The sequence below is a fragment of the Curtobacterium poinsettiae genome, assembly GCF_047226435.1.
Taxonomy (GTDB): domain Bacteria; phylum Actinomycetota; class Actinomycetes; order Actinomycetales; family Microbacteriaceae; genus Curtobacterium; species Curtobacterium poinsettiae.
Genome location: NZ_CP178434.1, coordinates 1,038,521 through 1,057,673 on the forward strand (window position 1 = coordinate 1,038,521; position 19,153 = coordinate 1,057,673).

20 protein-coding genes are annotated in these 19,153 nt (G+C 72.1%); 13 read left to right on the forward strand and 7 right to left on the reverse strand.

Annotated features, from left to right (window positions below):
• Positions 1–37: 37 nt before the first annotated feature.
• On the reverse strand, positions 38–556 hold the full coding sequence (locus ACL00U_RS04890) for an N-acetyltransferase family protein (protein ID WP_412873887.1): 519 nt from the start codon (positions 554–556) through the stop codon (positions 38–40).
• Here ACL00U_RS04890 and ACL00U_RS04895 point away from each other — a divergent pair.
• From ACL00U_RS04895 to ACL00U_RS04905, 3 genes are read left to right on the forward strand one after another with little or no spacing between them, the layout of a single operon-like run.
• The gene (locus ACL00U_RS04895) at positions 555–1,196 is read left to right on the forward strand and encodes a helix-turn-helix domain-containing protein (RefSeq protein ID WP_111024194.1); all 642 of its coding nucleotides are present in this window, start codon (positions 555–557) and stop codon (positions 1,194–1,196) included. The two genes, ACL00U_RS04890 and ACL00U_RS04895, sit on opposite strands and share 2 nt — an antisense overlap.
• 46 nt (positions 1,197–1,242) lie before the next feature.
• The gene (locus tag ACL00U_RS04900; protein WP_140449357.1) at positions 1,243–1,731 is read left to right on the forward strand and encodes a ribose-5-phosphate isomerase; all 489 of its coding nucleotides are present in this window, start codon (positions 1,243–1,245) and stop codon (positions 1,729–1,731) included.
• A 52-nt stretch (positions 1,732–1,783) separates the two neighbouring features.
• A complete protein-coding gene (locus tag ACL00U_RS04905; RefSeq protein WP_412873888.1) occupies positions 1,784–2,713 on the forward strand; it encodes an Fpg/Nei family DNA glycosylase in 930 nt (309 codons plus the stop codon).
• A 36-nt stretch (positions 2,714–2,749) separates the two neighbouring features.
• On the opposite strand, the gene ACL00U_RS04910 is transcribed toward ACL00U_RS04905, so the two are convergent.
• Together ACL00U_RS04910 and ACL00U_RS04915 are read right to left on the reverse strand one after the other, a co-directional pair.
• Positions 2,750–4,219 carry an amidohydrolase gene (locus ACL00U_RS04910; RefSeq protein WP_412873889.1) on the reverse strand — a complete coding sequence of 490 codons (1,470 nt, stop codon included), beginning with the start codon at positions 4,217–4,219 and terminating at the stop codon, positions 2,750–2,752.
• Entirely contained in the window at positions 4,216–4,869 is a 654-nt protein-coding gene (locus tag ACL00U_RS04915) for an FMN-binding negative transcriptional regulator (protein WP_017886028.1), read from the reverse strand. The genes ACL00U_RS04910 and ACL00U_RS04915 overlap by 4 nt, the downstream gene beginning before the upstream one ends.
• A gap of 179 nt (positions 4,870–5,048) precedes the next feature.
• On the opposite strand from ACL00U_RS04915, the gene ACL00U_RS04920 reads away from it, so the two are divergent.
• The 7 genes from ACL00U_RS04920 to ACL00U_RS04950 all read left to right on the forward strand — a co-directional run bounded on the left by ACL00U_RS04920 (position 5,049) and on the right by ACL00U_RS04950 (position 13,582).
• On the forward strand, positions 5,049–6,635 hold the full coding sequence (locus tag ACL00U_RS04920) for a peptide ABC transporter substrate-binding protein (protein ID WP_040418899.1): 1,587 nt from the start codon (positions 5,049–5,051) through the stop codon (positions 6,633–6,635).
• A gap of 8 nt (positions 6,636–6,643) precedes the next feature.
• Positions 6,644–8,038: a M14 family zinc carboxypeptidase gene (locus ACL00U_RS04925; protein WP_259496430.1), complete on the forward strand. Its 1,395-nt coding sequence runs from the start codon at positions 6,644–6,646 to the stop codon at positions 8,036–8,038.
• Positions 8,038–8,979 (forward strand): ABC transporter permease, encoded by a 942-nt coding sequence (locus ACL00U_RS04930; RefSeq protein ID WP_214584654.1) that lies wholly within the window; start codon positions 8,038–8,040, stop codon positions 8,977–8,979. The genes ACL00U_RS04925 and ACL00U_RS04930 overlap by 1 nt, the downstream gene beginning before the upstream one ends.
• A complete protein-coding gene (locus tag ACL00U_RS04935; RefSeq protein ID WP_042538539.1) occupies positions 8,976–9,866 on the forward strand; it encodes an ABC transporter permease in 891 nt (296 codons plus the stop codon). The genes ACL00U_RS04930 and ACL00U_RS04935 overlap by 4 nt, the downstream gene beginning before the upstream one ends.
• A 70-nt stretch (positions 9,867–9,936) precedes the next feature.
• Positions 9,937–11,346, forward strand: a complete 1,410-nt coding sequence (locus ACL00U_RS04940) for a serine hydrolase (RefSeq protein WP_412873890.1) — start codon at positions 9,937–9,939, stop codon at positions 11,344–11,346.
• Positions 11,343–11,924 (forward strand): GbsR/MarR family transcriptional regulator, encoded by a 582-nt coding sequence (locus ACL00U_RS04945; protein ID WP_159557677.1) that lies wholly within the window; start codon positions 11,343–11,345, stop codon positions 11,922–11,924. The genes ACL00U_RS04940 and ACL00U_RS04945 overlap by 4 nt, the downstream gene beginning before the upstream one ends.
• A complete protein-coding gene (locus ACL00U_RS04950) occupies positions 11,921–13,582 on the forward strand; it encodes a dipeptide ABC transporter ATP-binding protein (protein ID WP_274008568.1) in 1,662 nt (553 codons plus the stop codon). Before ACL00U_RS04945 ends, ACL00U_RS04950 begins: the two co-directional genes overlap by 4 nt.
• Before the next feature lie 18 nt (positions 13,583–13,600).
• Here ACL00U_RS04950 and ACL00U_RS04955 read toward each other — a convergent pair whose 3' ends face one another.
• Positions 13,601–14,182 carry a hypothetical protein gene (locus ACL00U_RS04955; protein WP_139179879.1) on the reverse strand — a complete coding sequence of 194 codons (582 nt, stop codon included), beginning with the start codon at positions 14,180–14,182 and terminating at the stop codon, positions 13,601–13,603.
• 147 nt (positions 14,183–14,329) lie between these two features.
• Between ACL00U_RS04955 and ACL00U_RS04960 the strand changes: the two genes are divergently transcribed.
• The gene (locus tag ACL00U_RS04960; RefSeq protein WP_017886019.1) at positions 14,330–14,659 is read left to right on the forward strand and encodes a hypothetical protein; all 330 of its coding nucleotides are present in this window, start codon (positions 14,330–14,332) and stop codon (positions 14,657–14,659) included.
• Positions 14,660–14,760: 101 nt separating this feature from the next.
• Positions 14,761–14,913 carry a hypothetical protein gene (locus tag ACL00U_RS04965; protein WP_017886018.1) on the forward strand — a complete coding sequence of 51 codons (153 nt, stop codon included), beginning with the start codon at positions 14,761–14,763 and terminating at the stop codon, positions 14,911–14,913.
• Positions 14,914–14,980: 67 nt separating this feature from the next.
• Here the strand turns inward: ACL00U_RS04965 and ACL00U_RS04970 are convergent, their stop codons facing one another.
• From ACL00U_RS04970 to ACL00U_RS04980, 3 genes are read right to left on the reverse strand one after another with little or no spacing between them, the layout of a single operon-like run.
• Positions 14,981–15,838: an EamA family transporter gene (locus ACL00U_RS04970; protein WP_214519440.1), complete on the reverse strand. Its 858-nt coding sequence runs from the start codon at positions 15,836–15,838 to the stop codon at positions 14,981–14,983.
• A gap of 13 nt (positions 15,839–15,851) precedes the next feature.
• Positions 15,852–16,514, reverse strand: coding sequence for a response regulator transcription factor (locus ACL00U_RS04975; protein WP_027464682.1), 663 nt, complete (start codon positions 16,512–16,514; stop codon positions 15,852–15,854).
• Positions 16,515–16,553: 39 nt separating this feature from the next.
• Positions 16,554–18,128, reverse strand: a complete 1,575-nt coding sequence (locus tag ACL00U_RS04980; RefSeq protein WP_412873891.1) for a histidine kinase — start codon at positions 18,126–18,128, stop codon at positions 16,554–16,556.
• 132 nt (positions 18,129–18,260) lie between these two features.
• Between ACL00U_RS04980 and ACL00U_RS04985 the strand changes: the two genes are divergently transcribed.
• A complete protein-coding gene (locus ACL00U_RS04985) occupies positions 18,261–19,091 on the forward strand; it encodes a helix-turn-helix domain-containing protein (RefSeq protein ID WP_412873892.1) in 831 nt (276 codons plus the stop codon).
• Positions 19,092–19,153: the final 62 nt, after the last annotated feature.

Consider the following 19,153-nt stretch of genomic DNA (forward strand, 5'->3'; position numbering starts at 1 on the left):
CCGGGAGGCCCGTGGTGCGCCCGCCCCGCCCGTCGCGTCAGACGAGCGGTAGCCGCATGAGCGTCAGGTCGAGCCAGCGGTCGAACTTGCGTCCGACCTCGGGCACGACCGCGACCGTGGCGAAGCCCAGGCGTTCGTGCAGGGCGATCGACCCCGTGTTCGTGCTGCAGATACCGGCCATCATGACGTGCCGCCCCTCGGCGGTGGCCCGCGCGACCAACTCGGCCATCAGGGTCGTCGCGATGCCCCGGCCGCGGAACGCCTCGACCACGTAGACGCTGTGCTCGACGGTGTGCCGGTACCCGTCCGGCTGCCGCCACTGCGAGTACGTGGCGTACCCGGCCACGACGCCGTCGACCTCGGCCACGACCACCGGGTACCCGCCGCCCTGCCGCTCGGCGAGCCACCCGTCGAAGTACGCACGCGGGTGCGGGATGTCCTGCCAGATGGCGGTGGAGTGCAGCACGGCATCGACGTGCAGGGCGTGCACGACGTCGAGGTCGGCCGGGGTGCAGTCGCGGATCACGACCCCGTTCGTCGCATATGCTGTCGTCATGTCTCACATCGTAGACGACGCGCATGCCGATCCCGCAACCGGCGCCGACGACACCTCGGTCGCCGAGCAGCGGGCGCTCGGCGAACGGCTCCAGCGCCTCCGCACCGAGCGCAGGTGGAGCCTCACCGAGCTCGCCGAGGAGTCGGGCGTCTCCCGGGCGATGATCAACCGCGTCGAGCGCGGGGTCTCCAGCCCCACCGCGACGATCCTCGGCCGGCTGTCCGGCGCCTTCGGCCTGACGATCTCGCAGCTCCTCGACGATGCCCTGGAGCACGAGGTGCCCAGGGTGACCGACCCCGACGAGGCGCGTGGGGTGCAACGCGGCGCGACCGCCGATTCCTGGACCGATCCCGACACCGGGTACCGCCGCCGTCCGGTCTCGAGCGCAGCGTTCCCCGCCGACGTCACCGAGGTGCGCCTCCCGGCCGGCCGCGAAGTGGCCTACCCGGCGTCCGCCTACGCGTTCCTGCGGCACTGCATCTGGGTCGTCGACGGCGTGCTCGAGGTCGTCGTCGGCGGTGAGCCGACGCGGCTGGCGGCGGGGGACCGGATCGAGCTCGGCGACCCCGCCGACGTCGTGTACCGCAACCCGGGCGAGGACCCCACCCGGTACCTCGTCGTGGTGGTCCGCGCACCGTAGTCCGTGGTGGTCCAGGCCCCGGAGCCGCAGGAATAGGATTGGTTCCATGCGCATCCACCTCGGAACGGACCACGCCGGCCTCGAGTTCAACAAGACCCTCGCAACCCACCTGACCGAAGCCGGGCACGAGGTGGTGGACCACGGTCCGACCGAGTACGACGCGCTCGACGACTACCCCTCGTTCTGCATCAACGCCGCGCACGCCGTGGTGCAGGACCAGCGCGACGGTGTCCAGGCCCTCGGTGTCGTCTTCGGCGGTTCCGGCAACGGCGAGCAGATCGCCGCGAACAAGGTCGAGGGCATCCGGGCCGCGCTCGTCTGGAACGAGTCGACCGCGCTGCTCGCCCGTCAGCACAACGACGCCAACGTCATCTCCATCGGCGCGCGCCAGCACACCGAGGACGAGGCGATCCGGTTCGTCGACCTGTTCATCGCCGAGCCGTTCTCGGGCGAGGAGCGCCACGCCCGCCGCATCGCCCAGCTCGCCGAGTACGAGACCACCGGGCTGATCGCCGGTCGCCAGATCGACGCGTAGGGCTCGGACCCACGGTCCAGCAACACCGAGCAGCACCGAGTAGACAAGACCAATGCCCGAGGGTCACTCCGTCCACCGCATCGCCAACCAGTTCACCCGGCACTTCGTCGGCAAGCGCTGCGAGGTGTCGAGTCCCCAGGGCCGCTTCGCCGCCGGGGCCGCGCAGCTCGACGGCAAGCGCCTGATCGCCGCCCGGGCGGTCGCGAAGCAGATGTTCCTGGAGTTCGAGGACGACCTGTTCCTCCGCGTCCACCTCGGCCTGTACGGCGCGTGGGACTTCGCGGGCGTGATCTCCACCGCCGAGGCGCTGTCCGACGACGACGACCGCGAAGAGTCGCTCAGCTCGATCGGCGCACCGCGGCTCGCCCGCTACCGGATGGCCGAGCAGGAGAAGGCGGAGGACCCGATCGAGTCCTTCCCGCCGGACCCGGTGGGCCAGGTCCGGGTGCGGATCCTCACCGAGGACACCGTCGCCGACCTGCGCGGCCCGACCGCGTGCGTCGTGGAGACCCCGGCCGAGGTGCAGCGCGCGCTCGACAAGCTCGGACCCGACCCGATGAACGACGACGGGCCCGAGGCCGAGAAGACCTTCGTCGACAACGTCCGCCGTCGGAACGTCGCCATCGGGCAGCTGCTCATGGACCAGTCCGTGGTGGCCGGCATCGGCAACATCTACCGCGCCGAACTGCTGTTCCGGCAGCGCATCGACCCGTACAAGCCGGGCAAGAAGATCACCGTGAAGCAGGCCAAGGCGCTCTGGGCGGACTGGTCGAAGCTGCTGCACGACGGCGTCCGCGACGGTCTGATGATGACGATGGACGACCTGTCCGAGGCCGACCACAAGAAGGCCCTGCGCTCCCGCAAGGACCGCCACTGGGTCTACCACCGCCAGGGCGAGCCCTGCCGGGTGTGCGGCACCGAGATCCGGATGGCGGACATGGCCGGCCGGAAGCTCTACTGGTGCCCGAAGGACCAGAAGTAGCCCACGGAACACGGACGCACCCGCCCGTCCTCCTGCTCACAGCTCCCGGTACGTGAACCGCCCGGCGACGGCCGTCCCGAGCACCCGCATGCCGCGCAGAGCGGTGGACGACGCCGCCAGCGGGTCGGACTCGACGAGCACCAGGTCCGCCACGTCGCCGACGGACACCCCGACCCGCCCGTCGGTCGACCCCTGCCACGCGACGAGCGACGAGAGCCGTTCGGCCGGGTGCCACGGATCGCGGCCGTCGCGGTCCCGCCCGACGGCCGCCGCCATCGAGACCCACGGGTCGAGCGGCGCCACCGGGGCGTCCGACCCGAGCAGCAGGCGCGCTCCGGCCCGTGCGAGCGAGGCGAAGGCGAACGCCCGGTCGGTGTACCCGGCCCAGTGCCGGTCGGCGATGTCCCGGTCGTCCATGGCGTGTTCGGGCTGCACCGACGCGGCGACCCCGAGCCGGGCGAACCGGTCGACGTCGGTGTCGACGAGCAACTGCGCGTGCTCGATCGTGCCGCGGGTCCCGACGGTCTCGAAGACGTCGAGGGCCAGGGCGTTCGCCCGGTCGCCGATCGCGTGGATCGCGGGGACGAGTCCGGCGTCGACGGCACGCCGGGTGATCGCGACGAGGTCCTCGAACGGCCAGGCGAGCACGCCGGAGCCGTCGGTCATCGCGGCGGTCCGCGTGCCGAGCGACCCGTCCGTGACCACCTTGAACGGTCCCATCGTGAGCAGCCCACGGGTGCCCTCGACCACGTCGCCGGTGCGCAGCCCCCGGGCGATGGCCTCGTCGAGCTCGGCCGGGTACACCCCGGACGCGACCCGGATCGCGTCGGTGCCGGCGTGGATCCGGCGGCGCCAGCGGTCGAGCCCGAAGCGCATCTCGAGGTCGACCACGCCCGTCACCCCGCGGGCCGCCGCTGCTTCGGCAGCGTCCGCCACGGACGCGTCGAGCGCATCGTCCGGCACCTGCGACAACGCACCGGTCACGTCGAACGCGTCCTGCTCGCGCAGGACCCCGTCCTCGCCCGCCTCGAGCGGGCGGCCGACAGCGGCGGAGAAGTGCGCGAGCGCGAGGGCGTTGCACCACACCGCGTGCAGGTCCGCGCTGATGACGACGGTCGGGAGGCTCGGTGCGGCACGGTCGAGCAGCTCGCGTCGCGCAGGGCGCGGCCACGTCCCGTCGCGGTAGCCGTGTCCGACCAGGACGCGGTCCGTCACGCCCGCCCGCGCGACGGCGGCGAGCAGGTCGGCGGTCGCCTCGGCGGAGTCGCAGCCGGTGACGTCGACACGGCGGCGGACGAGCGCCCACTGGTCGAAGTGCGTGTGGTGGTCGCGCAGGCCCGGACCGAGCCAGGCGCCGCCGGCCTCGACCACGTCGGTGTCGACGCTCGAGGGGTCGAGCGTGCCGGTCGGGGCGATCTCGGTGACGCGACCGTCGACGATGCGGACGTCGGCAGGGGCCCCGGAGGTGCCCACACGCCGGACGGCGCGCAGCAGGATCTCGCTCATCGAGCCTCCCGGTCGTCAGCGCGCGCAGCGTGCGCTCGTGCCATCTCGTCGGCGAGCGCCGGCGACGCGTAGGGGCCGTCGCCCCGCAGGCCGGCGACGATGCGGTCGATCACCTCGGGGGCCTTGTTCTGCGACAGCTTGGCGCGGGCGTCGAACCGGGTGACGCGGATCCGGATGCCGACGGTGCCCTTCGCGATCCGGCGGGCGGTCTCCTCGTCGACCTGCAACGACACGGGCGAGGGCATGACGTGCTCGAAGTGGTCGACGAGTTCGCCGAGCACCCGGAAGTTCTCGTCGTCGGACAGGATCTCGGGGGTGCCCCAGACGTGGGCGGTGACGTGGTTCCAGGTGGGCACGAACTGTTCCGGCGGGTACCAGGCGGGGGAGACGTAGCCGTGCGGGCCCTGGAACACGACGAGGACCTCGTGCTGTCCGAGTTCGTGCGCGACCTCGTCGGGTCGGCCGACGTGGGACACCAGGACGAGGGCGTCCGGGTCGTCGTCGGGGCCGGGGGTCTCGAGCAGCACCGGGTAGTGCGAGGCGACCAGTCCGTCCGCGGTGTGCGACACGATCGTCGCCCACGGGTTCCCGGTGATGAGGCGTCGGACCTCGTCGACGTCGGTCAGCAGGAAGTGCGGTGTGTGGCGCATCCTCCGAGCGTGGCACAACGAGCCGGGTCCTGCGACGGGCGTGGTTTCGCTGGTGTTTCTGCGCGGTAAAACTCTCAGAGCGCATTGAAAGAAGTCTTGTGGTCGGGATTCGAACCGTCCTAGCTTTCCCACCACGACGACCGGGCAGGGATCCGGCCGCACCCGATCGAGGAGAGATCATGCGACGCAGGACGATCGCCGCGCTGGCCGCGGCGGCAACCTTGGCCCTGGTGGCGACCGGCTGCTCGGCGGGCGGCACGGCCGACGACGACGCTCCCTCGAGCCTGGTGTACGCGACCGGCGAGCCCGACCACCTGACCCCGGGCCGGCAGACCGTGGCCTTCGACCAGGTGATGAGCGTCTTCGCACCGCTGACCCAGACCGACGCCGACGGCGACCTGCACGACGTCGCGGCGAAGAGCGTCGAGAGCGACGACGCCACCACGTGGACGATCACGCTGCGGGACGGCTGGACGTTCCAGAATGGCGAGCCCGTCACGCCGGAGAGCTACGTGAAGGCCTGGAACCACGTCGCCTACGGCCCGAACGCGTGGGAGAACAGCGGCCAGCTCGCCGGGATCGTCGGGTACTCCGACCTCAACCCGGCGAAGGGCACCCCGAAGACCAAGGAGATGTCGGGGCTCAAGGTCACCGGCAAGGACACCTTCACGGTCACGCTCACCCACGCGGACAGCCAGTTCCCGCTGCAGCTCAGCCAGGCCCAGACCGCGTTCTACCCGATGCCCGAGGCCGCCTACGACGACCTGAAGGCGTACGACGAGAAGCCGATCGGCAACGGCCCGTACGAGATGACGAAGGCATGGAAGGCGGACCAGGAGTTCACCGTCACGGCCTGGAAGGACTACGAGGGCACGAAGCCCGCCACCGACGAGGTGACCTTCCGCAGCTACTCCGACATGAACACCGCGTACACCGACGTCCTTGCCGGCAACGCCGACGTGCTGTTCCTGCCGACCGACAAGATGACGAGCGCGAAGGCCGACTTCGGCGACCGCCTGCACTCCTTCGACGCCCCCGGCATCGACTACCTCGGCTTCCCGCTGTGGGACGACCGGTACTCCGACCCCGACGTGCGCCGCGCGATCTCGATGTCGATCGACCGTGACCAGGTGAACGACGCCATCTACGGCGGCCTGTACGAACCGGCCACCGCACTGACCCCGCCGTCGATGTCCGGCACCGAGGAGGGCATCTGCGGCGACGCCTGCGAGTTCGACCCGGCGGCGGCGAAGAAGCTCCTCGCCGGTGCCGGCGGGTTCGACGGCACCATGACGCTCGTCTACCCGGGCGGTTCCGGCCTCGACTCCCTGTACGAGGCCTACGCCAACCAGATCCGGCAGAACCTGGGCGTCGACGCCGAGGCGAAGGCCACCACCGACTGGGCGTCGTACTACTCGGAGCTCACGGACAAGAAGGTCGCCGGCCCGCACTTCGGGCACTGGGGCGCGCTCTACATCAGCCAGCAGAACACGCTCCGCGCCTTGTTCACCACGGCCGGCGGGTGCTCCCCGTGCACCGGGTACTACCAGTCCGACGACGTCGACTCGCTGCTCGCGAAGGCCGACTCCGCCGGGTCCCAGGACGAGGCGAACGGGTACTACACGAAGACGCAGCAGGCCGTCCTCGAGGACTTCCCGATCGTCCCGACCTTCTTCGACAAGTACTCGTACGTCACGAGCGACAAGATCGCGAAGCTGCCGGCGGTGGCGGGCAGCCCCGTGATCGCGCAGATCGCCGTGAAGTAGGGCGGAGCATGGAGCAGCACACCGTCCTCGACCTGGTCCGCGACGTCCCCGACCACGACGGCTTCCCGCTCGTCGACGACCTGCAGGCCCGGTTTGCCGCGCTCGCCGCGGCGCACCCCGACCGGGTCACGGTCACCCGGATCGGCACGAGCCGCCTCGGCGAACCCCTGCACAGCTACCGCATCGGCACCGGGTCGCACGCGGCCGTCGTGGTCGGCGGGGTGCACCCGAACGAGCCGATCGGTTCGTGGACGGCGCTGCACCTCGCCGAGACGGCCCTCGGTGACGAGCGGGTGCAGGCGCTCGACGTCACCTGGCACATCGTCCCGACGATCGACCCGGACGGCATGCGGCTCAACGAGGCGTGGTTCCACGACCCGCACGACCGGGTGTTCTACTCGCGCCACTTCTACCGGCCGGCCCCGGACAGCCAGGTCGAGTGGACGTTCCCGAACAGCTACAGGTCGGTGTACTTCGACCAGGTGCTGCCCGAGACGCTCGCGTTCATGCGGCTCATCGACGACACCGAGCCGGAGCTGCTCGTGAGCCTGCACAACGGCGAGATGGGCGGCGTCTACTACTACCTGTCCGAGGACCTGCCCGACGTCGTCGACACCCTGCACGCGGTGCCGGCCGCCCTCGGGCTGCCGCTCGACACCGGGGAGCCGGAGTCCCCGTACCTGCGGGAGCTCGCACCGGCGGTGTTCGCGATGGATGGCATCGAGACGGCGTACGCCTACCTCGAGGAGCTCGGTGTCGACCCGGGTGAGCACATCCACGGCGGGTCGAGCGCGGCGTGGGCGATGCGGCACGGGGCCCTCTGCATGGTGGCCGAGCTGCCGTACTGGAGCCACCCCGACGCCGACGACCAGACCGCGACCGACGAGTCGTACGCCGACCTGCTGCGCCGGTGCGCGGACGAGCTCGGCGCCTCGGGTGCGGAACTGCAGGCGTTCCTCGACGAGGCGTCGCCGATGCTCTCGATCCCGTCGCCGTTCGTCGAGGCCTCCCGGGCGTTCGTGCCGATGCTCGCCGGGATGGCGGACACCGACCGCCGCCGCGCCGAACGGGAACCGGCCGACCGGACGGCCACCGTCGCGGAGCGCTTCGGCTGCGAGGACCTGGTCCGCTGCTTCCGCCTGCGCTACGGCGGCATGCTCCTGCGCGCCGTCGAGGCGGAGACGACCGCCGGCACGGCGTCCGCGCCGCTCCGGCGGCTCCGCGACCGCCTGGCCGAGCGGTACGCGCACTGGCAGGCGGACGCGTCGACGGGTGCCGAGCCGATCCCGGTGGGGAAGCTCGTGGGCGTGCAGTACGGGGCGATCCTCGCCTGCGCGAGCCACGTGGCGGACCCGACCCGTGCCTCCCGTCCGGTGTCGGCGGCCGTGTCGGGAGGCGCGTGATGCGTCCGACGCTCGCCGTCGGTCGCCGGCTCGGCGGCCTGGTCATCGTGTTCCTCGGGGTGACCTTCCTCATCTACGCGATGACGTTCGCGCTGCCCGGCGACCCGATCAAGGCCCTCGGCGGCGAGCGCCCCCTGACCGACTCGGTCGTGCGGGCGCTGCGGGCGGAGTACCACCTGGACCAGCCGCTGTGGCTGCAGTACGTGCAGTACCTGGGCGGCCTGTTCCGGGGTGACTTCGGCACCGACTTCAACGGGCAGTCCGTCGGCGAGCAGATGGCCTCGCGCTGGCCGGTGACGATCACGCTGGCGCTCAGCGCGTGGGCGCTCGAGATCGTCCTGGGCATCGGACTCGGCGTGGTCTCGGCGCTCAAGCGCGGCACGGTGCTCGACAAGACGGTGCTCGTCGGCACCATCGTCGTCGGGGCGGTCCCCGTGTTCGTGCTCGGCGTGGCCCTGCAGCTGGTGTTCTCGGTGCGGCTGGACTGGTTCCCGGTCGCGGGCGTCACCGCCGGGTGGCCGACCGCGTACGTCCTGCCGGCGTTCGTGATCGCCCTGTTCGGCCTGGCCGCGGTGTCCCGGCTCACCCGGACGTCGATGATCGAGACGCTCGACGCCGACTACGTGCGGACGGCCCGCGCGAAGGGGCTCGCGCCGGGCCGGATCGTCGGTGTGCACGTGCTGCGGAACTCGCTCATCCCCACCGCCACCTACCTGGCGACCGACCTCGGGTACCTGATGGGCGGCACCGTCATCATCGAGGGCATCTTCAACCTGCCGGGCGTCGGGAACCTGCTGTTCCAGGGCATCCGCTCGCACGAGGGTGCCGTCGTCGTCGGCATCTCGACCGCCCTCATCCTGGTGTTCCTCGTCACGAGCGTGCTCGTCGACCTGCTGCACGCCGCCCTCGACCCGCGCGTCCGGACAGGAGTCTCCCGATGACCACCGAAGCCCTCGGCGCCACCGTCGAACCCGTCGTCGGGGTCCGGCGTCGGCCACTGCTCGCCGCCGCACGGACGCCGGGGTTCTGGGTGCCCGCGTCGGTGCTCGTGGTGGTCCTGCTCATCGCGGCGTTCCCGCAGCTCTTCGCCGGCCTGTTCGGCCACGGCGACCCCCGGGTGTGCGACCTCGGACGGAGCGGGGCGTCAGCGACCGCCGGGCACCCGTTCGGCTTCGACCTGCAGGGCTGCGACGTGTACGCGAACGTCATCTGGGGCACCCGGTCGTCGATCGCCGTCGCGGTGCTCACGACCCTGCTCGCCGGCATGGTCGCGGTCGTCGTCGGGACCGTCGCGGGCATGGTCGGCGGGTGGGTCGACGCCGTCCTCGCCCGGCTCACCGACGTGTTCCTCGGGTTCCCGTTCCTGCTCGGCGCCGTCGTCGTGCTGAACAGCGTGGGGGAGCGGTCGGTGCTCACCGTGTCGCTCGTGCTCGCCCTGTTCGGGTGGCCGACGATGGCGCGGCTCGTGCGGTCGAGCGTCCGCAGCGTCCGGGGCGCCGAGTTCGTGCTCGCCGCCCGGACGATGGGGCTGTCGACGTGGCGGATCACCACCCGGTACGTGCTGCCGTCGTCGATCTCGCCGCTGCTCGTGCTCGCCACCATCACCGTCGGCGGGGTCATCGTGTCCGAGTCGTCGCTGACCTACCTCGGCATCGGGCTGGAGCGTCCGGCGATCTCGTGGGGGCTGCAGCTGTCCGCGGCGACGTCGCAGTTCCTCCGTGCCCCACACATGCTCATCGCGCCGGCGGCGTTCCTCGCCGTGACCGTGCTCGCCGTCATCGCGCTCGGCGACACGCTGCGCGCCGCGCTCGACCCGCGTCGGCGCTGACGTGCGTCGCGGCGGACGCCGCAGCGATCGACGCGCCAGACTCGAACCACCGCCCCTCGAAAGGACCACCGTGACCGACACCCTCTCCGCCTACCGGAAGACCCTGCCCTACATCCGTGAGTGGGTGTCGTACAAGGTGTGGCAGCTGCGGGTGCCCGGCGTGCAGGTCGCCGTCGGCTTCGGCGGCGAGGTCCTGTTCGACGAGGCCTGGGGCTACGCCGACGTCGAGGCCGGGCGCCGCCTGACCACCACCGACCTGTTCCGCATCGCCTCGCACTCGAAGACCTTCACCGCGACGGCCCTGCTGCAGCTCGCCGAGCGCGGGTCGCTCCGCCTCGACGACACCGTCGGCACGTACGTCCCGGCACTGGTCGACGGTGGCTCCCCGCTCGCCGACGCCACCCTGCGCGAGCTGATGGAGATGGGGGCCGGCGTCATCCGCGACGGACACGACGGCGACTACTGGTCCCTGCTCCGCCCGTTCCCCGACGAGCAGGAACTCCTGGCGCTCGTGCTCGACCGGGGCCAGAAGGTACCGACCGGCTCGTCGTTCAACTACTCGAACCTCGGCTACTCCCTGCTCGGCCTCGTCATCGCCGCGGTGTCCGGGCAGTCGTACAACGACTTCGTGCGGGAGTCGATCACCGAACCCCTGGGCCTGCGGAACACCGGCCCCGACTGGGACCCTGCACGCGCCGACGACTTCGTGGTCGGGTACACCGGGTTCCACACCGCGCGGCACCGGCAGCGCATCGACCACGTCGACACCCGCGCGATGGCCGCCGCCACCGGGTTCCACGGCACCGCGTCCGACCTGGTCCGCTACTTCTCGCAGCACGTGATCGGGCAGGGCACCCTGCTCGACGACCACTCCAAGCGCCTCGCACAGCGGAAGGCCTGGAGCGCCACCGACGACCCCGCGGCCCGCGGCTACGGCGCCGGGTTCATCGTCGACCGGATCGGCGGACGCGAGGTCCGCGGCCACTCCGGCGGGTTCCCCGGCCACATCACCCAGTCGATGTTCGACCCGGCGTCCGGGCTCGTCGTGTCCGTGCTGACCAGCGCCGCCGCCGGACCCGCGACGGTCATCGCCACCGCGGTCATCGCCATGCTCGACGCCGCGGCCGACACCGACGCCCCGGGGACCCCGGTGCCCGACGACGTCGACACCACCGCCTTCACCGGACGCTTCGCGAACCCGTGGGGCGTCACCGACGTCGCCCGGATCGGTGACCGGCTCGTCGAGGTCGACCCGTCCGGCCCGGAGCCGATGGACACCCCCACCCGGCTCGAGGTCGTCGACGCCGACACCCTGCGGATGACCCACGGCAACCGCTTCGGCTCCGTCGACGAGGACATCACCTACACCCGCGACGACGACGGCACCGTGCGGGCGATCCGTGGCGGTGGCGGCATGTCCCAGGAGCCGTGGTCGATCCCGGACGAACGACCCGAGGTGGCCGCCGGACTGGCCTCGTGACCGACGACCGGGGCACCGACGGCACCGACGGTGTCGGCACCGACGCCGACGACGACCGGCTGCTCGGACCGGAGCGCCAGGCGTTCGTCGAGGAGTTCGCCCTGATGCTCAACGACGGTGCGGGCATGCCCCTCACCGACGCCCGGGTGCTCGGCTACCTGATGATGACCCGCGCACCGCACTCGTCGTCGTCCGACCTGCAGGCAGCGCTCGGCGCCAGCTCGGGGTCGGTGTCGATGGCCACCCGACGGCTCGTCGACACCGGCTTCGTGAAGCGCCACATCGTCCCCGGCGAGCGCAGCCACTACTTCCGTGCCGAGGCCGACGTCTGGGGCTCCTGGCTCGCCAGCGAACGGAAGTACCTCGACCGGCAGCGCGACATCATCGGCCGCGGGCTCGCCGTCGTCGAGGGAGCCGGCCGCACCGGCACGGGCGACGTGGACGCCGAGGTCCGCGAACGTCTGCTCAACGGCCGCGACTACATGCAGTGGCTGCAGGGCTACCACCGCAAGATGCTCGAGGAGTGGGAGGCCTTCAAGGCCGCCCGCGACGACACCGACCCCCCGGAGACCCCATGAGCGGCACCACTGACGTCCTGACCGTCGAGCACCTCACCGTCACCTTCGACGTCGACGGCGAGGTCGTCCGTGCCGTCGACGACGCCTCGTTCACCGTCGCCCGGGGCGAGGTCGTCGCCGTCGTGGGGGAGTCCGGCTCCGGCAAGAGCATGACGGCGATGACCGCGATGGGCATCGCCCCCGACGGCGCCCGTGCCTCGGGGAGCATCCGGCTCGGCGACCTCGAGGTCATCGGCGCCGACGAGCGCACCCTCCGGTCGGTCCGGGGCCGCAGCGTGTCGATGGTCTTCCAGGACCCGTCCGCGGCCCTGAACCCGGTGTTCACCATCGGGTTCCAGCTCGCCGAGGCGGTCCGACGCACCGACGGCCCGCACGACCGCGCCGCCGTCCGGGAACGCTCGCTCGAGCTGCTCCGCGCCGTGGAGGTCCCCGAACCCGAACGCCGCCTGGGCCAGTACCCGCACGAACTCTCCGGCGGGCAGGCCCAGCGCGTGATGATCGCGATGGCGCTCGCCGCGGGCCCGGACCTGCTCATCGCGGACGAGCCGACGACCGCCCTCGACGTCACCGTGCAGGCCGAGGTGCTCGACGTCCTCCGCGCGCTGCGTGAACGCACGGGCACCGCGATCCTGCTCATCACCCACGACATGGGGGTCGTCGCGGACCTCGCCGACCGCGTGGTCGTGATGCGCCGCGGCCGCGTCGTCGAGACCGGCACCGCCGAGGCGGTCTTCGCCGCACCGTCCGCCGAGTACACGCGGGAACTCCTCGCTGCGGTCCCGCGCATGGGCACCGGGTCCGGTCTGGAGGCCCGGCTCGGCTCCGCCACGGAGCCCCCGGCCGCCGTCCTGGACGTCCGGCACCTCGTGGTCGAGTACGGCGGCGCCCTGCGGGGCCGGTTCCGTGCCGTCGACGACGTGTCGTTCACCGTCGGCCGTGGCGAGATCGTCGGCCTGGTGGGGGAGTCCGGCAGCGGCAAGACCACCATCGGCCGGGCCGCGGTCGGCCTCGCGCCGATCACCTCGGGCTCGGTGGTCGTCGAGGGCACCGACGTCGCCGGCGCACGACGAGCCGCCCGACGGCAGATGCGCCAGCACGTCGGCGTGGTGTTCCAGAACCCGCTCCGGTCGCTCAACCCCCGGTACACCGTCGGGCAGACCGTCGCCGAGCCGCTCCGCCAGATCCTCCGGCTGCCGGCGGTGCAGGTCGAGGAACGGGTCGAGCGGCTCCTCGCCGACGTCGGTCTCGACGGCGTGTACGCCGAGCGCTACCCGCACGAACTCTCCGGCGGCCAACGGCAACGCGTCGCGATCGCCCGCGCGGTGGCGCTCGACCCCGCGCTCCTGATCGCCGACGAGCCGACGAGCGCACTCGACGTGTCGGTGCAGGCCCGCGTGCTCGACGTGTTCCGCGAGCTGCAGGAGCGCCTCGGGTTCGCGTGCCTGTTCGTCACCCACGACCTGGCCGTGGTCGACACGCTGTGCGACCGGGTCGTCGTGCTGCACGGGGGCCGGGTCGCCGAACAGGGAACGCGCGACGCCATCCTGCGCTCGCCGCAGGACCCGTACACACGACGGCTCATCCAGGCTGCCCCGGTGCCGGACCCCGGGGAGCAGGCACGACGGCGTTCCGAGCGTCTGGCTGCCCGCGTGGGCTGAGGCGAGCGGGAGTCCGGGTCAGCGCACCTCGGCCGAGGCCCACAGCACGCCGACGCCGCGGCCCACCGGGCGCAGCAGCGGCACGGCGACGAGCACCGCGGCGGCCAGGTACGCGACGGTCTGCAGCAGGCCCGGGACCGCGAAGGCCACGCCGAGGGACTCCTGCGGGAGTGCCGTGAGGAGCACGGTGTTCGACAGCAGCGCGGTGACGAACCACGCCGCGGCCGCCACCGTGACGATCCAGCCGAAGGCCCGCTGCGCACCCGGTTCGCTCCGGACCGTGACGACGCCGAAGGCCACGAGCGCCGCCTGCGCGACGACGAGGAACACGTCGATCAACAGTCCGGGAACCAGCGACACGAGCGCGAACGCGAGCACGGACACCGCGAACGTGAGCGCCCGGCGGTCCCGAGCACGCACCGCGGCGACGAGCACGACGACGCCGGCGATGCCCCCGACGACCGTGGCGCCGAGGAGCAGCCCGCGGGGCAGGTCCCAGGGCGCCAACCAGACCGTCCCGACCAGTCCGGCCGCTCCGAACACCAGCGCCGCCACCACCGCGGCCGCCGACACCACCCGTACCCCCGTGCTGCTCTGCATGCCCGCACCCTATGCCCCGGGGCGGCGCCAGCGGAACACGTTCCCCGCGGTTCGGCGCCCCTGGCGACACGCCCGTCGGGCACCGGGTCGTCGTCCAGACGGCGCGGTCGACTTGACGGCTGTTCGAACACACGTTCGAATACCGTCGTGGGACGGCGTCGCGAGAACCGGTGGCAGCCCCCGGAACACCCGGAGGTCGAGCGTCCGCGCGCCTACTCCCTGTCCGAGGACGCCCGCGGCGACGACGTCTGCCACGCCGTCACCCCGAAGCCGGTCTGGGCGTGGATCCAGTTCCCGACCTTCCACGTTCGGGTGAAGGCCTTCGCGAAGAGCTGGACCCGCGACGCCGTGCTCGTGGAGTGGGCGCAGTTCGGGCAGCAGGCCGAGGCGTGGGTGTGGCGTTCCGCGGTGAAGCACCGCACGCTCCGTGCCGACCGGGACAGCGCGAACCGGAGTCCGCAGAACGCACTGCGTTGACTTCCGCCCACACCCCGAGGATGGTTTAGCGAACACGGGTTCAGCAAGTAACTCACTGATCGAGGCATTCGGTCCGGACCCGTGCTCACGAAGGAGGCACCATGAAGAACGCAGCGGTGCCGTCCTGGGTCGCCCACGTGCTCACCCCGCCCGAGGTCATCAGCGCCTACGTCGAGCGTCGGATCAACGATCCGGCCCTGCTGTCGGGTGAGCAGTCGGAACCCACGTACGCAGACTTCCTGCGCGACGAGTAGACGGTCTTCTCAGGAGGCCCGGATCACGCACCGCTGTCGGCGGACGTGATCCGGGCCTCCTCTTCGTTCACCCCACCGGTCCGCCGCGTCGGCGACGCGCCGACAGCGTCACGCCGACGCTCGCGGCGGTGACGCACGCCAGGGCGACCGTCTCGAGCACCGACAGCCCTTCGGCCAGCACCACCAGGCCGGCCAGGGCGGCGATCGCCGGGCCGAGGCTCTGCAGCACCCCGAACACCCGTGTCGGCATCCGGCGGAGCGCGAGCATCTCGAGGGCGTACGGCAGCACGCTGGACAGCACGGCGACGGCACCGAAGACGAGCAGGAGCGCCGGTTCGTGCACGACGCCGTCGACCGCGGACCGGAGCCCGAACGGCAGCGACACGAGCATCGCGACCACCATCGACACGACGAGCCCGTCGACGCCGGGGATCGCGGCGCCGACGTGCCGGTTCATCACGATGTAGCTCGCCCAGCACCCGGCGGCCAGGACCGCCCAGACGACCCCGCCCACCTCGGTCACGGCGGTCGGGCCGACGCCGAGCAGCACGACCCCGGCGAGCGCCAGCACGGCCCACAGGGCATCACGCCAGCGCCGGGTGTGCACGAGCGACAGGGCGAGCGGCCCGAGGAACTCGATCGTCACGGCGACACCGATCGGGATGCTCGCGAACGACAGGTAGATGAAGACGTTCATGCCGCCGAGCGCCAGGCCGAGGCCGACCGCACCGAGCCACTGCGCCCGCGTCCAGTGCCGGACGCGTGGACGGACCACCAGGGCGAGGACGACGGCACCGATGACGAGCCGGAGCGTGGCGGCCCCGACCGCACCGACCTCGTCGAAGTGGGTCTTCGCGATCGCGGCGCCGAGTTGGACGGACACCATCGCGGTGAGGGCCAGCAGGGGCGCGGGGACCCGGTTCATCACAGGGCTCGGCTCATCCGAGGTAGGCGAGGACGGCGAGGACACGGCGGTGGTCCTCTCCGGTGTCCTCGAGCGCGAGCTTGCCGAAGATGCTCGACACGTGCTTCTCGACGGCGCCGGTGCCGATCACCAGGGCGCGGGCGATCGCGGCGTTCGTGCGGCCCTCGGCCATCAGCCCGAGCACGTCACGCTCGCGCGGGGTGAGCGCGGCGAGCGGGTCGCGGCGGCGGCTCATCAGCTGCGTGACGACCTCGGGGTCGAGCACGGTGCCTCCGGCGGCGATGCGGCGGACGGCGTCGTCGATCTCCTCGAGCCGGGTGACACGGTCCTTGAGCAGGTAGCCGATGCCGGTCGCACCGGCGGCCAGGACGTCCTCGGCGTAGGTGGCCTCGACGTACTGGGAGAGCAGGAGCACACCCGTCCGTGGCGCGATCCGGCGGGTCTCGACGGCGGCGCGGACCCCTTCGTCGGTGAAGGTCGGCGGCATCCGCACGTCCATCACCACGACGTCCGGCGCACCCTCGGGCAGGGTCGCCAGGAAGGCCCGGGCGTCGGAGTACTGCCCGATGACGTCGATGCCGGCCTCGTCGAGCACGCGGGCCAGGCCCTCGCGCAGCAGGACGGCGTCGTCGACGACGACGGCCCGGATGCGTGCTGCATCCGGGCCGTCTGTCATGCCGACCAGCCTAGTGGGAGCGCGGGCGCCCCCGTGGGGTCACGACCGCTGGTTCGCCGCCGTCGGCACGCCGTTCAGGGCTCCGAGGGGGATCCGGGCGGTGGCCTCGGTCGGGCCGCCCTCGGGGCTCGAGACGACCAGGTCGCCGTCGAGGGCCCGCATGCGGCCGATCAGGCCCTCGATCCCGTGGCCCTGCTGCGGTCGTGCGCCACCCCGGCCGTCGTCGGTGACGCTGACCGTCAGGTACCAGAGACCCGAGGCGTCGACGACCAGGCCGAGGTACACCCCGGCGGTGGTGGCGCCGGCGTGCTTCATCGTGTTCGTCAGGAGTTCGCTCACCGTGAAGTACACGTTGCGCTGGATCTCCGTGGCGAGCTCCAGGCCCTCGGGCAGCCGGACGTCCAGGCCCACCGGGATCGGGGTGCGGGCGACCAGTGCCTCGAGCGCCGCGACGAGTCCGCGGTCGAGCAGGATCGGCGGGGCGAAGCCGCGGGACAGTGCGCGCAGTTCGTCGAGGGCGTCCTGGGCGTGCTCGGATGCCTCACCGATGAGCTGCTTGGCCTTCTCGGGGTCCTTCTCGAAGGCGCGCTCGGCGGCGGACAGGTCCATGCGGAGTCGCACCAGCCGCTGCTGTGGGCCGTCGTGCAGGTCGCGCTCGATCTGGCGGAGCGCCTGCCCCTCGGCGGTGACGGCACCGGCACGGGAGGCCTGCAGGCCGGCGACGCGCTGCTCGAGCTGCTCGGCCCGGAAGCCACCCAGCAGGCCGAAGTCGACCCAGTAGTGCGCGAGGACGGACCCGCGGGCCCAGAGCGGGAAGAGCACGACCGAAGCGGTCATCGACAGCAGGCCGAGGGCACCGACGCCGGTCACGAACCCGACGCTGTCCGTGAAGTAGCCGACCCGGACGTTGTTCGCGAAGTACAGTCCGCCCACGACGATCGGCCAGGCGAAGCCGACGAGCAGCAGTGCACCGGTCCCGACGGTCGCGACCGCGACGAGCGGGTAGACGACCGCGGCGTGCAGCAGGTAGAGCCAGTAGTGCGGGTTGGCGACGGCCGATCCGGTGCGGGTCCACCAGTTCTGCTGCCAGCGGGGCGTCCAGTCCACCGGGCGGATCGGGCGTCGGTCGGCCCAGCTGATGCGCAGCTTCTCGAACTGGCCGAGCCACCGCGCCACGAACAGCGCGATGAAGAACATGAGCAGGACGAACGGGTTGAACAGGTCGCGGAAGCCGCCGCCGAAGACCGCCGCCGGGAACGCGAAGTACAGCGTGCAGAGCAGCACGGCGGTGAGTGCCATGTAGCCGAAGTCCCGCGGCAGGCGCCTCCACGCGTCACGGTAGAACTGTCCAGCGGTCATGCCGGACCCACGACCCGAACCGGGGCCGCCGACCGGGCCGGACCCGACGCGCGGGGTGGCGCTCCACGACGCCGGCGGGGACTGCCGGTCGTCCTGGGTGTCCTGCTGGTGCTGGCGCGGGTACTGGGGCATCGGCTTGGTGGCTCCAGGGGGCACGGACTCGCCCAGTGGGACGGTCTGGGCCTGGTCGGGCGAAGGCGTGACGTCGTCCAGCGGGACGGTTCGCGCCTGGTCGAGGCGGTCGGTGTCGGTCATGCATCCAGCCTCGCGATCGCGGAGCCGTTCCCCCATCCTGCCCTCTCCCCACCCCGGGTGGGGTTATCCCCCCTCTTCCACAGGTCGCCCGCTCCACGCCCGCGCGTCCTGCCCGTGGATCACGCTCGTCGGATGGGTGATTCGCTCCGAGCACTGATCGACGCCGTCGGGCTCCAGGTCGGGCCGGGCACCGAGGTCCGCTCCGACGACGAGGCATGGACGCTCGACGTCGAACCGACGGGCACGCACGTCTGGGTGGCGACGCGGTCCCGCTCCGTCTGGATCCGGCGCGGAGACGACATCGCGATCGTCGACGTCGGCACCGCCGCCCTCGTCGAAGGGCATGCGACGATCACGATCAGCACGGGCCCGGAGCGCTCCGGCCCGCCCCGCGTCGCGGAGACGTCCGCGTTCCCGCACGAGGCACTCTTCGCGCTGACCGGTGTCCTCGTCGGAGCCGCAACGCTCGGCCCGCTCGCCGACGAGGTCCTCGCACTCCCACCCGTCGCGACGACCGGCCCGCCCGGCGCTCCCTCGCCCGACGTCGGCCTCGCGCTGCGCCACGTCGGGCACCTCGACGGCGGCAGGTGGCACGGCGCGCAGCAGCAGGCCCTCGCCCGGCTCGTCGTCACGACGGTGCTCCGCGACAACCCACCCCCGATGCTCGGCGACAACGGTCTCGCGCGGATCCTCGACCGCCTGTTCGATCCGGCCGGTCCGTCGTCTCCGCAGGCCCTCCTCGTCGGTGTCCGGATGTCGGAGCGCACCCTCGAGCGCCGGTGCGCCGCAGCGACGGGATACTCGCCCGCGCAGCTCGGCCGCTGGTACCGCAGTCTCGCCGTCCGGAGCGCACTCACGCGGGGCGACCGCCCGTCCGACGTCGCGACCCGCTTCGGCTTCAGCACGACGTCGTCCATGCGGCGGGCCCTCGACCGGGTCCGGCCCCCGACGAACCGCCGGTGACCGTTGCCCGTGGGAGAAGGAGGTTCCGCTCCGCGTCGATGACGGTTCTGGTTCGCGATCCT